The following is a 16,031-nucleotide window of genomic DNA, read 5'->3' as shown; positions in this document are numbered from 1 at the left end:
GGCAACATCGAGTACCTGGGGCGTCTCGACCATCAGGTGAAGTTGCGCGGCCAGCGCATCGAGCTGGGGGAAATCGACTCAGCGCTGCTGAACCTACCGGCCATCACCGGCGCCTGCACCCTGGTCATCGACAACCGCCTGGTAGCGTTCTACAGCAGTAGCACCGCGCAGTCGGATCTCGACACCCAGCTCGCGGCCGAACTGCCGGCGTACATGGTGCCGGCAGTGTGGGTGCAAATCCCGGCCCTGCCCCTGAGCACCAACGGCAAGATCGACCGCAAGGCCCTGGCTGCCCTGCCCCTGCCAAGCACCCAGAAAGACTACGCGGCACCGCGCAACGAGCTGGAACGCCTGCTCTGCCAGTTGTTCGGCGAACTGCTCGGCGACACCTTGACCGGCGGCCGTGAAGTCGGCACCTCGGACAGTTTCTTTGCCCTGGGTGGTGACTCGATCCTCGGCCTGAAACTGATCTCGCGCCTGCGTGAACAGGGCTATTCGCTCACGCCACGGGACCTGTTCCGCTCGCCGACCCCGGCGGCGCTGGCCCACGTGACCACGACACTGTTGACCCAGGCCGAGCAAGGCGACGTGAGCGGGCCAATGCCGCTGATGCCGTTGCACCAGTGGTTCTTCGACCAGCAGCAGGTCCAGGCCGCCCACTGGAACCAATCGGTGCTGGCCGACAGCGACCGTCGCCTGGAACCGGCCATCGTGCAAGCCACGCTGGACCGGCTGGTGGCCCACCACGACGCCCTGCGCTTGCGTTTCAGCAACATCGACGGGCAATGGCAGGCGCACATCGCGCCGGTGGCCCCGGCCCAACTGACCCGCTGCGAACACCCGGAACAACTGCTGCACGTCGCGCAGAGCCTGGACCTGCAACACGGCCCGTTGTTTGCCGCAGCCCTGTTGGAGGGCACGCCGCAGCGCCTGTACCTGGTGGCCCATCACCTGGTGGTCGATGCGGTGTCCTGGACGCCGCTGCTGGAAGACTTCCAACAGCTGTACCCCGCCCTGGAACGTGGCGAAAGCCTGGCGTTGCCGGCAAAAACCACCTCGTATCGTCAATGGGCCGAGCACCTGCAAGCCCATGCCGCGAAGGCTGCTACCGAGCATCGCTACTGGAGTGCCCAGGTCGGCACGAACCGGCCGCCCATGGCCACGGTCGCCGAGCGCCAGACACTGGCGGCCCGCTGGGATGCCAGCCGCACGCAGCAATGGCTGACCGAGTCCCACGCGGCGTACCGCACGCAACCGGAAGAACTGCTGATCGCCGCCCTCGCCGCGACCCTGGCCGAAGTCGAACAGCGCAGCGATATCGTGGTGGACCTTGAGCGCCACGGACGTGACGCACCGTTTGCCGGGCTGGACGTCGGCCGCACCGTCGGCTGGTTCACCACGCTGTACCCACTGCGGGTGAATGCCCGCGGTGCCGCGGGCGAGCAGGTGCGCAACGCCAAGCAAGCCTTGCGTGACGTACCCGGCCAAGGCCTTGGCTACGGCTTGCTGCGCCAGCGCGGCGAGTTGCCGGCCAGCCACGGTGATGTGCTGTTCAACTACCTGGGGCATGAGCAAACGCCAGAGGGCTGGTTGCGCGCCAGCAGCCTGACCCCGCCGCCGGAGGTGGCCCCGGTGAACCGAGTGACCCATGCCCGTGAAGTAGTGGCCTGGCTGGAGGACGGCGTGTTGCGTGTCGAATGGCACAGCGTCACGCCGAACGCCGACAGCCGTTTGCCCGCTCGTCTGCTGGAACACTTGCAGGCGCTGGTCGAGCACTGCCTCGACCCGCAGGCCGGTTCGCTGATGCCAGCGGATTTCCCGCTGGCCAAGGCGCTGAACCAGAAGTCCCTGGACAAGCTGCTGGGCAAACTCAAGACCAAACCCAATTCCCAAAGCTAGCGAGCGACGCCGCGCCCGCGCAGGTCTCGGACCGGCGCGGCGCCCTGATCGACTCACTTGAGTTTTCAAGACTTTGAAATGGACCAAACAAGCATGAACAACATCGAAGACATCTACTCCCTTTCGCCGACCCAGCACGGCCTGTTGTTCCACAGCGTCTACGAACCGGATTCGCGGGTGTATTACCAGCAGTTGAGCCTGGACATGAACGGCCCGCTGCAATTGAGCGCTTTTCGTGGTGCCTGGCAGGCGCTGATGCAGCGTCACGCGGTGCTGCGCAGTGCGTTTCTCTGGGAAGAACTGGACGATGCCTATCAGGTGGTGCAACAGGACGTTGAGTTGCCCTTGACTGAACTGGACTGGCAGGACCGCGCCGAGCCGCAGGCCGCGCTCGAACAGTTGGCACTGGAACAGCGGGCGCAACCCCTGGAGCTGAATGACTCACCGCTGATGCGCGTGTGCCTGGTGCGCCTGGCCCCCGAGCGCTGGCACCTGATCTGGACCTTCCATCACATCCTCATGGACGGCTGGAGCGTCGGCATCGCCGTGCAGGAATGGCTGGCGCTGTACTACGAACAAGCCCATGGCCGCCCCGCCCACTTGGCGCCAACCCGCCCTTATCGAGACTACATCGCCTGGCTGGCGGAACAGGACATGGCCGCCACCGAAAGCTTCTGGCGCGAACAGTTGCAGGACGTGAGCGAGCCGACCCCACTGCCCAGCTTCGCCGTACGCCAGCCAGCGCCTGCGGGGGCACCGTTCGCCGAACGGGAAAGCCTGCTGGCCGCCAGCGAAACCGAGCAATTGGCGCACTTCGCCCGTCAGCATGACCTGACCATCAACACGCTGATCCAGGGCGCCTGGGCACTGCTGCTGGGTCAACACGCCGGGCGTGACGACGTGGTCTATGGCGTCACCGTCGCCGGGCGTCCGGAGAACCTGGCGGCGGTAGACAGCACCGTCGGGCTGTTCATCAATACCTTGCCGCTGCGCGTGCAATGGGCCGACGAGCCGACCCTGGTGGACTGGCTGCAACACTTGCAGCAAGCCAACAGCGATCTGCGCCACCACGCCTACCTGCCCCTGGGCAAACTCAAGTCGATGACCCGCATCGCCGCTGAACAGGCGCTGTTCGACTCGATCCTGGTGTTCGAGAACTTCCCGGTCACCGACGCACTTAACCAGGACACCGGTGGCTTGAGTTTCAGTGCCCCGAGCAGCGACCAGCAGGTCGATGGCATCACCCACACCCAAGGCCGCAACCACTTCCCGTTGTCGCTGATCGTGGTGCCGGACAAACAACTGCACTACCTGATCAGCTACGACCGCAGTCGCTTCAGCGATGCCGAGGTCGCGGTGTTGTCGGCCCAATTGCGCGCGATCCTGTTGGCGATGACGGCGCACGCGCAGTGCCGGGTCAGCGAGCTTGAATGGCTGAGCCCTGAAGAACGCCAGCAATTGCTCGTGCAGGGCCGTGGTGTACAACTGCCGGTAGCCGCTACGTGCCTGCACCAGCGCTTCGAACAACAGGTGGCCGCCCACCCGCAACAGCTGGCGGTGCGCGACCGCCAGAGCGCCCTGACTTACCGTGAACTGGATCAGCAGGCCAACCGCCTCAGCCAGTATTTGCGTGCCCAGGGCATCGGCCACGACAGCGTGGTGGCACTGGCCCTGGAACGCAGCGCCGAGTTCGTGATCGCCCTGCTGGCCACCCTCAAGGCCGGCGCCGCCTATCTGCCGCTGGACCTCAAGCAGCCTGCCGGGCGCCTGGCCGACGTGTTGGTGGACAGCCGCGCCGCACTGCTGATCGGTGCCGCCGCTTCACCCCTGCTCAAAGACCTGGCCGAGCACACGCCGACGCTGTGGTTGGCGGAACAGACCGACGCCATCGCCTCCCAGCCAGACACGCCACCGGTCGTGGTCCACAGCCCGACCGATGCTGCCTACGTGATCTACACCTCGGGCTCCACCGGCACCCCCAAGGGCGTGGTGGTCGAGCACCAGTCCATCGTCGATTACCTGACGGCGGTGCACGCAGTGCTCAACCCGCCACCGGCGGCTCGCTACGGCTTGCTGTCCAGCATCGCCGCCGACCTGGGCCACACCCAACTGTTCGGCGCCCTGTGCAGCGGCGCCAGCTTGTTGCTGGTGGATGAAGACAGCGGTTTCAGCCCCCTGGCACTGGCCGAACTCTTCGACCAACACCCGGTGGATGTGCTGAAGATCACCCCAAGTCATCTGGCCGGCCTGTTGCAGGCGTTGCCCGATGCCCGCCTGCTGCCCCGCGCCCTGCTGGTCTTCGGCGGCGACGCCCTCAGCCCGGCGCTGCTGGAACAGGTCAACCGCCTGGCGCCAGGGCTCAGGGTGTTCAACCACTATGGGCCGAGCGAAGCGACAGTCGGGGCGATTGCCACCGAGTTGCCGGCGGGCCTTCGCAGCATCGCCCTCGGCCGGCCACTGCCGAACCGTCAACTGCAAGTGGTCGATGCCAACGGCCGCCTGGTGCCCACCGGGGTATCCGGCGAACTGCTGATCAACGGCGCCCTGGCCCGGGGTTACCTGCACCGCCCGGACCTGACCGCCGAACGCTTCCATCTCGACGCCGATCAGCAACGCTGGTATCGCACTGGCGACCGCGTGCGCTGGCAAGTGGACGGCCAACTGGCGTTCCTCGGTCGGGTCGACAGTCAGGTCAAGATCCGCGGCAACCGCCTGGAGCTGGGCGAAGTCGAAGCGCAACTCAAGCGCCTGTCGCCGCTGATCGAACAGGCGCTGGTCCGTACCGTGGAACTGGACGGCAGTTTGCGCCTGGTGGCCTACCTGGTCGCCAGCCAGTCGCTGTCCGCCACGAAACTGCGTAACGACCTGGGTGCGCGGGTGCCGGACTACATGGTGCCGGCGCACTTCATCACCCTCGACGAACTGCCCCTGACCCGCAACGGCAAGGTCGATGTCCAGCGCTTGCCGCTCCCGCAAAAACCCACGGACGACAGCGCCACCCATGTCGCGCCGCGCAATGAAGTCGAAGCGCAGCTGGCCGCCATCTGGCAGGAAGTCCTGAAGCTGGAACGTGTCGGCGTGCACGACAACTTCTTCGCCCTGGGCGGCGATTCGATCATCAACTTGCAGATCATCGCCCGCGCCAACCAGCAAGGGCTGAAACTCACGCCCCGCCAGCTCTTCGAGAACCGCACCATCGCCGATATCGCCCGGGTGCTGGGCGCCGATGCCAGCCATGGCGTGGCACACGAGATTGCCGATGGCTATGACCTGCCGCTGGCCGCCGGGCAACTGGCGCGCCTGCAACAAGGGCCGTTGCACGCCACCTGGCGTTGCGTGGCGCTGAGCCAGACGCTCGATAGCGAGCTGCTGACCCAGGCCATCTGCGCCTTGCAGCAACACCACCAGGCCTTGCGCCTGGCGCTCAAGGCCCTGCCGGAGGGTCAGTGGCAGCAACGGGTACTGGTCGCGGCCAAGGCCCCGGTCATCGCCACCGAGAAACTGGAGACCTGCGCCCCGGCGCAACTGCAAGCCCTGGCCCAGGCCGGTGTCGACGCGCTGGCACTGGACGCCGGCCAAACCCTGCATGCCCGCCTGCTGGAGGTGGACGGCAAACACGCCCTGCTGCTGGCCGCTCATCCGCTGTGTCTGGACGAGGCATCCTGGGCGCTGCTGCTGACCGACCTCAACCTGGCCTTGGCGCAACTGCGCTATCAGCGGCCGGTGCGCCTGTCCTACACCGGTGGCGATTTCACCCAGTGGACGCGGCACCAGCAGGCCCATGCACAGGGCGATGCCCTGGACGACGCCTGGGAACACTGGCTGCAATACGCCGGCACGGAAACGCTGCAACTGCCGGACAGCCAGCAGCCGGCCAGCGTGGTCGAGCAGACCCTGCCGGCCGCCACCTCAGGTGAGCTCAAGCGTTTGGGCGAAGTGCTGCAACTGGATTGGAACAGCCTGTTGGCCGCTGCCGTGGTCGAACAGTGCCGTGAACTGTGCGGCAATGGCCTGGTTGCGCTGAGCGTGCACGATGCCCGTCCAAGCGCCGAGCGCCTGCCGGTAAATACGCCGATTGCCGTGGCCGACCTCGACCCGGCACGCATCATGGGACCATTGGCCCTGGCGGTGCCGTACTTCCTCCAGCCCGAAGGCGACAGCCTGCTGCAACGCTTGCAGGCCCTGACCGCGCAAATGCGCGCCTACCCGCAGCACGGCGTCGACTATGGCGCCCTGCGCTACCTGTCGGACAACACCTACCTGCAAGAACCGCTGCGTGATCTGCCGGCGGCATCGGTGGCCATTCGCTGGCTCGGCAACCTCGACAGCCATCGCGAAGAGCGTGGCATCCTGGCCCAGGTCGAAGCCGCAAGCCCCGCGACAGCTTCGACTTGCCCGCTGACCCTGGACGCCTGGTGGCAGGACGATTGCCTGCACCTGCGCAGCCACGGCGCCCTCGCCGCCGACTGGGCACCGCGCCTTGCACAACGCTTGAACGAACTCGCCGGATTGGCCAGCGCAGCCGACCTGCGCCCCGCCAGCCAGGCATTTGCGCTGTGCCACAAGCAAGCGAAAACCCTGGCATCCGAACCGCTGGACTGGTCGAACATCGAAGACGTCTACCCGCTGTCGTCCATGCAACAGGGCATGCTGTTGCACACCCTGCTGCAACCCCACAGCGGCATCTACCTGATGCAACAACGCTACAGCTGGGACGGGGTACTGCAGCGCCCGGCGATGGAAGCGGCCTGGCAGTTGTTTCTTGAGCGCCACCCCATGATGCGCACTGCCTTCTGGTGGCAGGACGATCATGAGCCGCTGCAATGCGTATACCGCCAAACCCATCGGGCGTTCGACTGGCAGGACCTGCGCCACCTCGATGAAGAACAGCAGCGCCTGGCGATGGACCAGGCCCTCGAAGCACAGCGCCTGCAAGGTTTCGACATGGCCTGTGCGCCGCTGACCCACTTGCGAGTGTTCCAACTCGATGAGCGACGCTTCGCCGTGGTGCGCAGTTTCCACCACATCCTGACCGACGCCTGGTGCTTCGGCCTGCTGATGGAAGACCTGCTGGCGATCTATCAGGCCATCGTGCGCCAGGAGCCGGTGGCCCGTCCACGCCTGCGCTCCTTCCGCGGCTACATGAGCTGGTTGGAACGCCATGACATGGCCGCCGCCCATGCGTTCTGGCAGGCCGAAATGGCCGGTTTCAGCGAACCGACACCGCTGCATGTGGACAGCCCCGTGGCGCGTCCGGAGCAGGCACCGGAACAGGTTGGCGATTTCGACCAGACCCTGAGCATCGCCCAGACCCAGCGGCTGCAGCAGCTGTGCCAGCAATACCAACTGACCCCCAACACCTGGATCCAGGGCGCCTGGGCGCTGTTGCTGTCGCGCTACAGCGGCAACCGCGATGTGCTGTTCGGCGTGACCGTCGCCGGCCGCCCGACTGACCTTGCCGGCGTAGAAGAAATGGTCGGGCTGTTCATCAACAGCCTGCCACTGCGCATCGATGTCGACCCCGAGGTGCCAGTGGCCGACTGGTTGCAGGCGCTGCTGTCCCACAACGCGCAATTGCGCGAACACGAAAGCGCTTCGCTGGTGGACATCCAGCGTTGCAGCCAAGTGCCGCGCGGCCAGCAGTTGTTCGACAGCCTGGTGGTGTTCGAGAACGCGCCGCTGGATATCAGCAGCGTGAAACTGGATGCCTTCAGCATCGACATCTATGAAGACCGGGTGCACACCAACTTCCCGATGACGGTGGTGCTGTACCCCGGCGACCGCCTGGGCATTCGCCTGTCCTACGACAGCATGCGTTTCAGCACTGACACCGTGCAGCGCATGCTCGGCCATCTGGTGCAGCTGCTTTCGGGCATGCTGGAGACGCCGCAAGCGCCACTGGGCAGCCTGCACATGCTGCCCGAGGCGGAACGCCGGCAGTTGCAGATCGACTGCAACCGCAGCGACGTCGACTTCCCGCTGGAGCGCGGCTATGCGGCGCTGTTCGCCGAACAAGTGCGCAACCGTCCACAACACCTCGCTGCCGTATGCCAGGGGCAATCGCTGACCTACGCCGAACTGGACCGCCGCGCCAACAGCATCGCCCATGCGCTGCAAGCGGCCGGTGCCGGCCCGGAAACCCTGGTGGCGCTGTTCGCTGAGCGAGGCCTGGCCTTGCTGACGATGATGATCGCCACGCTCAAGGTCGGCGCGGCGTTCCAGGCCCTGGACATCCAACAGCCCCATGCACGTCTGGCGGAGCTGCTGGACCTGGGCGAAGCACCGCTGTTGCTGGTCTGCGAGCACGCAAGCTCGACGCTGGACAACGTCCTGCCGCAGATGCGCCAGCAACCCACCTGCCTGATCGCCCAGGCGCTCTGGCAAGGCCGCGAACAGCCGCCGGTCACCTATGCGCACAACCCGGATCAATTGGCCTACGTGATCTTCACCTCGGGTTCCACCGGCACGCCAAAAGGCGTGATGGTTGAACAACGCGGGATGCTCAACAACATGTTCGGCAAGGTCCCGAGCCTGGGCTTGGGTGAGCACGACCGGATTGCCCAGACGGCTTCAGCGGCGTTCGATATCAGCGTGTGGCAGTTCCTCGCCGCGCCACTGTTCGGCGCCACCGTGCACATTCTTCCCGATGCCCAGGCCCATGACCCTGTGGCTCTGCTCGATGCGGTTCAAGAGCAGCAACTGACACTGCTGGAAACCGTGCCGGCGCTGATTCGCGGCATGCTCCAGGAAAGCCAGACGCACCACACCTTGGCGAGCCTGCGCTGGCTCCTGCCCACCGGTGAGGCATTGCCGCCGGCCCTGGCGCGGGACTGGTTCGCCCGCTTCCCGGCGATCCCGTTGATGAACGCCTACGGTCCCGCCGAATGCTCGGACGACGTTGCCTTCTACCCCATCACCGAAGCGCCCGCCGACGACTGCCTGCACATGCCCATCGGCAAGCCGACCGCCAATAACCAGGTGTTCGTTCTCGACTCGGCGCTGCGCCTGGTCCCTGTCGGTGTACCCGGCGAATTGTGCATCGGTGGTGTCGGCGTCGGTCGCGGCTACCTGCGCGACCCGCAACGCACCCGCGAAGCCTTTGTTCCGCACCCGTTCCAGGCCGATGCGCGGCTGTATCGCAGCGGTGATATCGGCCGTATGCGCGCCGATGGCGTGATCGAATACCTCGGGCGGCGCGACCAGCAAGTGAAGATTCGTGGCCACCGCATCGAACTGGGCGAGATCGAAAACCGCCTGATGCAACACCCAGCGGTGGACAGCGCGGCGGTGCTGGCACTGCCCGACGCGCGCGGGGCGTTGCAACTGGTGGCCTGGTATGTGCTCGACGACACGGCCAACCTGGGCGGCGAGTCCGCGCAACAGGTCTTGAGCGCTTACCTGGGCCAGCAACTGGCAAGCTACATGGTTCCAGCCCGTTGGCTGGCCCTTGCGCAATTGCCGCTGAACGCCAATGGCAAGGTCGACCGTCGCGCCCTCGCCGCCCTGGGTGTGCCCCAGGACGAAACGGCGCAGGCGCAATGCTTGGCACCGCGCACGCCGACCGAGCAGGTCCTGGCCGAGCTGTGGCAGGAAATTCTCGGCCTGGACACCGTCGGTGTGCACGACGACTTCTTCGCCATCGGCGGTCACTCGCTGCTGGCCACCCAGGTGTTGTCGAGGATTCGCCGACGGTTGAACGTGAACCTGCCGCTGCGCACGCTGTTCGAGCGTGGCACCCTGGAACAATTGGCCGAAGCGGTCGATCAGCAACGCGACGCCCAGACCGAGGCCGACGGCAACAGCGAGATTGCCCTGGCGCCACGCAACCAGCCATTGCCGCTGTCCTACAGCCAACAACGGTTGTGGTTCCTGGATCGCTTCGAAGGCCCCAGCGCCGCCTACAACATGACCACCGCCATCAGGCTGCGTGGTGCGCTGGACGTCGCAGCGCTGCAAGCGGCGTTGCAGGCCGTGTTCGAACGCCATGAGTCCTTGCGCACGGCGTTCCATCTCCACGGCGACCAGCCTTGCCAGGTCATCAGCCCGGCACCGCGGGTTGACCTGACGCCGACCGAGCTGAGTCACCTCGACCACGAGGAACAAGCGCAAACCCTGCAACGCTTGATTGATGAACAGGCGGCACGCCCGTTCGATCTGCAACAGGCGCCGATGTTGCGCGCCAGTCTGCTGCGCCTTGGCGCCGACGATCATGTGCTGCAATTGGTGCTGCATCATATCGCCACCGATGCGTGGTCCATGGGCATCCTCATGCAGGAGCTAATCGTCGGGTACCAGGCTCGTACCAGCGGTTCGACACCGGTGCTGCCGGTGTTGCCGATCCAGTTCGCCGACTATGCCTACTGGCAACGCAGCGAGACCCAACAGCGCCTGCTGGCACGGGCCATCGACTACTGGCGCCGCCAACTCGACGGCGCGCCAACGCTGATCCCGCTACCGCTTGACCAGCCACGCCCGGCGCGTCCCGACTATCAGGGGGCGGCCCTGGAGCAACGCTTCACACCGGCCCAGGCCCAGATGCTCAAGGCCTATGCTCAACAGCAGCGGGCGACGCTGTTCATGGTCCTGCTCAATGCCTTCAACAGCCTGTTGCAACGGGCCACCGGGACCAACGACTGTATCGTCGGCACCGACCTGGCCAACCGCGAACATCCGGCCCTGGAGCATCTCATCGGCTTCTTCGTCAACGTGCTGCCGATCCGTGCCCGCCTGAGCGAGGGCGAAAGCTTTGACGCCCGCCTGCAACGCTTGCGCGAGGATTGCCTGTCGGCGTTCCAGCACCAACAGGTGCCGTTCGACAAACTGGTCGAGGAGCTGCAACCGCCGCGTACACCAGGGGTCAATCCCCTGGTCCAGGTGCTGTTCGTCATGCAGAACACCCCCAGCGGCAATGCCAGCCTGCCGGAGCTTGAGGTGGAGCATCTGGTATCACGCCAGGAAAGCAGCAAGTTCGACCTCGCCGTGTTTGTCGAAGAGGACGAAGATCAAGGCCTGAATGTGCGCTGGGTGTATCGCACCAGCGTGTTGCACGAGCCGACCATCCAGCGCCTCGAACAAGGCTTCGAGAGCCTGTTGGAGCAGATCGTCTCGGCTCCGGGACAAGCGCTGGACAATTGGTCGTGGCGCCTTGAGGGTGGCAACGCCAGCGCAGCGTCCCTGGCGGATTCGTCGCTCGACGAGGCCACGGCACGCAGCGCGCGCAAGCAGTCCAAATTGAGCAAGCTCAAGCAGACCCGTGCAACCGCTGTGAGCCAGGTGGCCCATGAGCAGGTCCGTACCCGCACCCTTAACGCCGGGCAAGCCTTGCCGTTGGTGATCGAGCCGTTGCTCGGCGACCTGGACCCGGTGCACTGGGCGCTGCAAGCGCGGGAATGGATCAATGCACAGCTGCTGACCCACGGCGGCCTGCTGTTCCGGGGTTTCAACCTGCCGGATGCCAGCGCTTTCGAACAGTTCGCCCAGGCCATCGAACCCGACCTCTACGGGACCTACGGTGACCTGCCGAAAAACAAGTCCGGCAAGAACATCTACCACTCCACGCCGTACCCGGAACAGCACATGATTCTCTTCCACAACGAGAGCTCCCATCTGCCGCAGTGGCCACGCAAGCAGTGGTTCTATTGCGAAACGCCGGCGCCGCGTGGCGGTTGCACGCCCATCGTCGATTGCCGGCAGGTGCTGGCGCGCTTGCCCGAGGACATCGTCGCTCGCTTCAAGGCCCTGGGGCTGCTGTACGTGCGGCACTTCACCAACAAGCTGGATGTGCGCTGGCAGGACTTCTTCAAGACCGAACAGCGTGAGGAAGTCGAGCGCCAATGCCTGGCGTCGGGCATGCGCTGGGAATGGCTGGGGGCCGACAACCTGCGGATTGCCCAGCACTGCCCGGCCATCGTCGAGCATCCCAAGACCTTGGAACTGTCGTTCTTCAACCAGGTGCAACTGCACCACACCGCCTGCCTGGAGCCGGAAGTGCGCAGCAACCTGATCAGCCTGTTCGGCCCCGGACATTTGCCACGCAACGTGTACTACGGCGATGGCAGCGTGATTGAAGACGCAGTGATGCAAGTGATCGGCGAGGCTTATGAAGACTGCGCGGTACGTTTCAGTTGGCAAAAGGGTGACATGGTGATGCTGGACAATATGTTGGTGGCCCACGCTCGGGATCCCTTCGAGGGTGAGCGCAAGATCTGTGTCGCCATGGGCCAGATGATGCGTCGCGAACAATTGACCGGTTGCCTGCCCGAAGCACAGCCGCCGCTGGCTGCGGAGGTGCAGGCATGAGCGCCTTTGAAACTCGCGAAGAAGCCTTCGCCCTCTCGCCCCAACAACGCAGCCAGTGGTTGGCGGGGTTGCCGGCGGCGCGCCTGGAACTGGAAATAAAAGGCCCGTTGGCCCTGGAGCGTCTGCACCAACGACTCGCCGCCCTGAGCGTGTGCCACGAGGCCCTGCGCCTGCGGGTACGGCCAGAGCCAGGCTTGCTGATGCCCTTGCAAGTGGTTGAATCCACGGTCACGGCCACGGACGCCATCAGCGTCGAGGTGCAAGCGCTCGACGGCGATCGGCAGCGGGTCACGCTGCAACTGCCGGCGCTGAGCGCGGATCGCGGGACCTTGCTGCGCCTGGCGCAGGCATTGGGCTCGATAGAGGCGCCATCGGTGGATGACGAGGCCATGACCTATACCCAGTACAGCGCCTGGCTCTACGAGTTGCAGGCCGATGAAGACGCCGAGCCTGGCCGGCGTTTCTGGGCCAGCCAGGCCTTGGACGAAGCGGTCGCCAGCGAGTTGCTCTACCGTGAGGTTCGCAGCGACCGCTCCGACGCCCCGGTGACCACTCGCTTGAGCGCCAACCCACAGTTGAGCATGGCCCTGGACAGCTTTTGCCAACGTCACGACGCATCGCCCGAACAAGTGCTGATGACGGCCTGGGGCGTGCTGTTGCAGCGCCTGAGTAGCGGCGACAGCCCGGCACTGACCTTGAACTGGGTCCACGATTGCCGCGACGACTATGAAGAACTCGCCGATTGCTGGGGATTGTTCGCCAAGCCCCTGCCCCTGCGCTGGCAAGCGGCGGCGGACAGCCAGTTTGCCCAGGCGCTGGCGAACCTGCAGGTGCTCTGCGAGCAAGCCACCGAATGGCAGGAATACTGCGGCGTCAGCGCTGCACTGCCGGCCGACACTTTGCAGTACGGCTTCCAGTGGGGTGGGCAGTTGCCCGATCGACTCGACACCTTGGGCAGCATGGCGTCGACGCTCACGGTGCTGGACGCACAGGCCATCCCCGCGGGCATGGAGCTGCTGTTGGTGGCCGAAACGACCGCTGGCGGCTATCGCCTGAACCTCTGCCACCTGCCGGGCCGCTACAGCGAACAGGCCGCCCTGGTCCTGCTGGAGCAATTCCAATCGCTGCTGCTCGATGCCCTCGCCAATCCAAGCAAGCCCCTGGCCGAACTGTCAGTGCAGGCGCCGAGTTTTACCGCAACGCTGACCGCCCTGCAGGCGCCATCCGACGCTACGGCACTGCCGTTTACCAGCGTGCCGGCGAGTTTCGATGAATGTGCCGCGCAGTTTCCCGAATATTTGGCCCTGCGCGACCCCAATGGGCAGTTGAGCTATGCCCAACTGCAGGCCCGCAGTAACCAACTGGCGCATTTCCTGCGCGCCCAGGGCGTGGGTCGCGAAGATCGCGTGGCGCTGTACCTGGATCGCTCGGCACAGATGGTCCTGGCCATGCTCGCCGTGCTCAAGAGCGGCGCGGCGTTCGTTCCCCTGGATGTGCATCAGCCGGCACAACGCTCGCTGGCGATCCTGCAACAAGCCCAGCCGACCTTCATACTCAGCGGCTCGGCCGGCAGCGCCCCTGCGTTGCCGGGCATCGGCAGCCTCGACCTGCGCGAGGAAGCGGCCTGGCAGCAAGCGCCAACGACTGCAACCAACGTCGAGATCCAAGGACAGGACGCGGCCTACGTGCTGTTCACTTCCGGCAGCACCGGTACACCCAAAGGCGTCATCGTCGAGCACCGACAGCTGGCCAGTTATGTCGCCAGCGTATCCCGGCGCTTGCAACTGGCCGCAGGCGAACGCAGTGCAGTGGTCACCTCACTGGCGGCCGACCTGGGCTACACGTTGCTGTTCCCGGCCCTGCTCAGCGGCGGCGAATTGCACCTGCTGGACAAGGAAACGGCCATGGACGCCCAGGCTTGGGCAGCCTGGCAGGCGCAGTACCCAATCGATCACCTGAAGATCGTGCCGTCGTTGCTCGACGCCTGGTTGATTCATGCCCAAAGCGCTGCCGTGTTGCCGCGCAAACAATTGATACTCGGTGGCGAAAGCTGCTCGCGGCGCCTGCTGCAAAGCATTCGCAGCCTTGCTCCGGCGCTAACGGTCTTCAACCATTACGGCCCGACCGAAACCACCGTTGGGGTGGTGATGCACAAAGCCGATCCGAGCGTGGATTATCGTCGCCTGCCCCTCAGCGACCGCCTCGACGGCATGCGCCTGTACCTGCTCGACGAGCAGCAAGCGTTGGCCGCCCCAGGGCAAAGCGCCGAGCTGTATATCGCCGGCCCGCAACTGGCCCGCGGGTACCTGGACACGCAACAAAGCGCCGGACGTTTTATCGAGCTGGCACATCGGCCGGGCGAACGCCTCTATCGCACCGGCGACATGGCCCGCTATCGCCATGACGGCAGCCTGGAGATCACCGGGCGGGCCGACCGTCAGGTGAAAATCCGAGGGTTCCGCGTGGAACTCGACGAGATCCAGGCGCAGTTGACCAGCCTTACCGGTGTGGCCCAGGCCGCGGTGGAATGCATCCCTCGCGGCGAGCTCGGCCAGCAACTGTTCGCTTTCATGACCCTGGCGCCCGGGCATTCGACCACAGTCGCCAGGCTGCATGGCCAGGCCCAGGATTGCTTGCCGGACTACATGCTGCCCACCCTGCGGATCGTCGAAGCCTTGCCCCTGATGGGCAACGGCAAGCTCGACCGCAAGACCCTGCAGCAATGGGCTGACAAAGTCCTCGACACGGTCGGCAGTGCCTTGCCACGCACGCCGCTGGAAGCCTTGCTCGCCGAGGTCTGGGCACAGGTGCTGGGCCTGGAGCGAGTGGGCATCGACGATGATTTCTTCGAGCTGGGCGGCCATTCCCTGGCGGCGGTGACGCTTGCCAGTCGCCTGCAGACCGCGCTGTCGGCACCAGTGACGGTCAATGCGGTGTTCAACGCCCCGAGCGTCTCGGCATTTGCAGCATTGGTGCAGGCCGAGCTCAAACTCTCGCCACTGGTGCGGTTGTCGGCGCCAAACGCTGTCGAAGCCGCCAACCTGTTCTGCTTCCACCCCTCCACCGGCCACGTGCAGGATTACCGCACGCTGCTGGCGCCGCTGTCGGCCTGGCATCTGTGGGGCTTGCAGGCGGCGTACCTGAGCGACGACAGCACAACGCTGGGCGGCGATATCGAGAGCCTCGCCGCGCTCTATGTCGAGCACCTGCGCCAACAGCAACCCCAGGGGCCGTACCACCTGCTGGGCTTCTCCCTCGGTGGTCTGCTGGCGATTGCTGCGGCCGCGCGCCTGGAAAGCCAGGGCCAAGCAGTGGCGTTTCTCGGTATCATCGACTCGCAGTACCAGCATCAAGCGCCAGAAGACAGTGTCGAGGCGCTGCTGGAGTCAGCCTCCCAAGCGCTGACACCGGACAGCCAGAGCGTGATGCGCCGGTTGCCGCCACCGATCATGGCCGCATTGCTGGAGCAACTGGACGCCCTGCCCCCAGCGGCACGCCTGCCGGAGCTGGTGCAGTGGGCACGCCAGCAAGGCCTGCAACTCGATGGCGACAGTTGGGAGCATTTGCAAACGCGGCTGCGCTACCAGCAGCACACGCAGCATCTGCTGGCGACCTTCAAGCCTGCCCGGCTAAGCTGCCCGGTGCATGTCTGGTGGGCCAGCGACACCCTGGCCCAGGCTGACTTCGCCGACCCGCATTGGGAAGACCTGAGCAGCGGGCCGTTGACCCGCGAGGTCATCACGGCGCAACACCTGACCATCCTTGAGCAACGCGCCTTGCACGAACAATTGGCGGCGCGTCTCACGGCCATTGCTACACACGGAGCGGTTTGA

Annotated in this window: 3 protein-coding genes; all 3 read left to right on the top strand. The window is 65.4% G+C overall.

Annotation, left to right across the window (positions count from 1 at the left end):
• The coding region (locus MKS85_RS11645) for a condensation domain-containing protein (RefSeq protein ID WP_310662881.1) at window positions 1-1,899 on the top strand (1,899 nt) is incomplete at its 5' end.
• A gap of 93 nt (window positions 1,900-1,992) precedes the next feature.
• Window positions 1,993-12,198 (top strand): non-ribosomal peptide synthetase, encoded by a 10,206-nt coding sequence (locus MKS85_RS11640; RefSeq protein WP_310662880.1) that lies wholly within the window; start codon window positions 1,993-1,995, stop codon window positions 12,196-12,198.
• Window positions 12,195-16,031, top strand: coding sequence for an amino acid adenylation domain-containing protein (locus MKS85_RS11635; protein ID WP_310662879.1), 3,837 nt, complete (start codon window positions 12,195-12,197; stop codon window positions 16,029-16,031). The genes MKS85_RS11640 and MKS85_RS11635 overlap by 4 nt, the downstream gene beginning before the upstream one ends.

The organism is Pseudomonas sp. JL2, from assembly GCF_031570495.1.
Taxonomy (GTDB): domain Bacteria; phylum Pseudomonadota; class Gammaproteobacteria; order Pseudomonadales; family Pseudomonadaceae; genus Aquipseudomonas; species Aquipseudomonas rhizophila.
The sequence above is the reverse complement of the archived record's forward strand: the minus strand, read 5'-3'. Positions and strand labels throughout refer to the sequence as shown.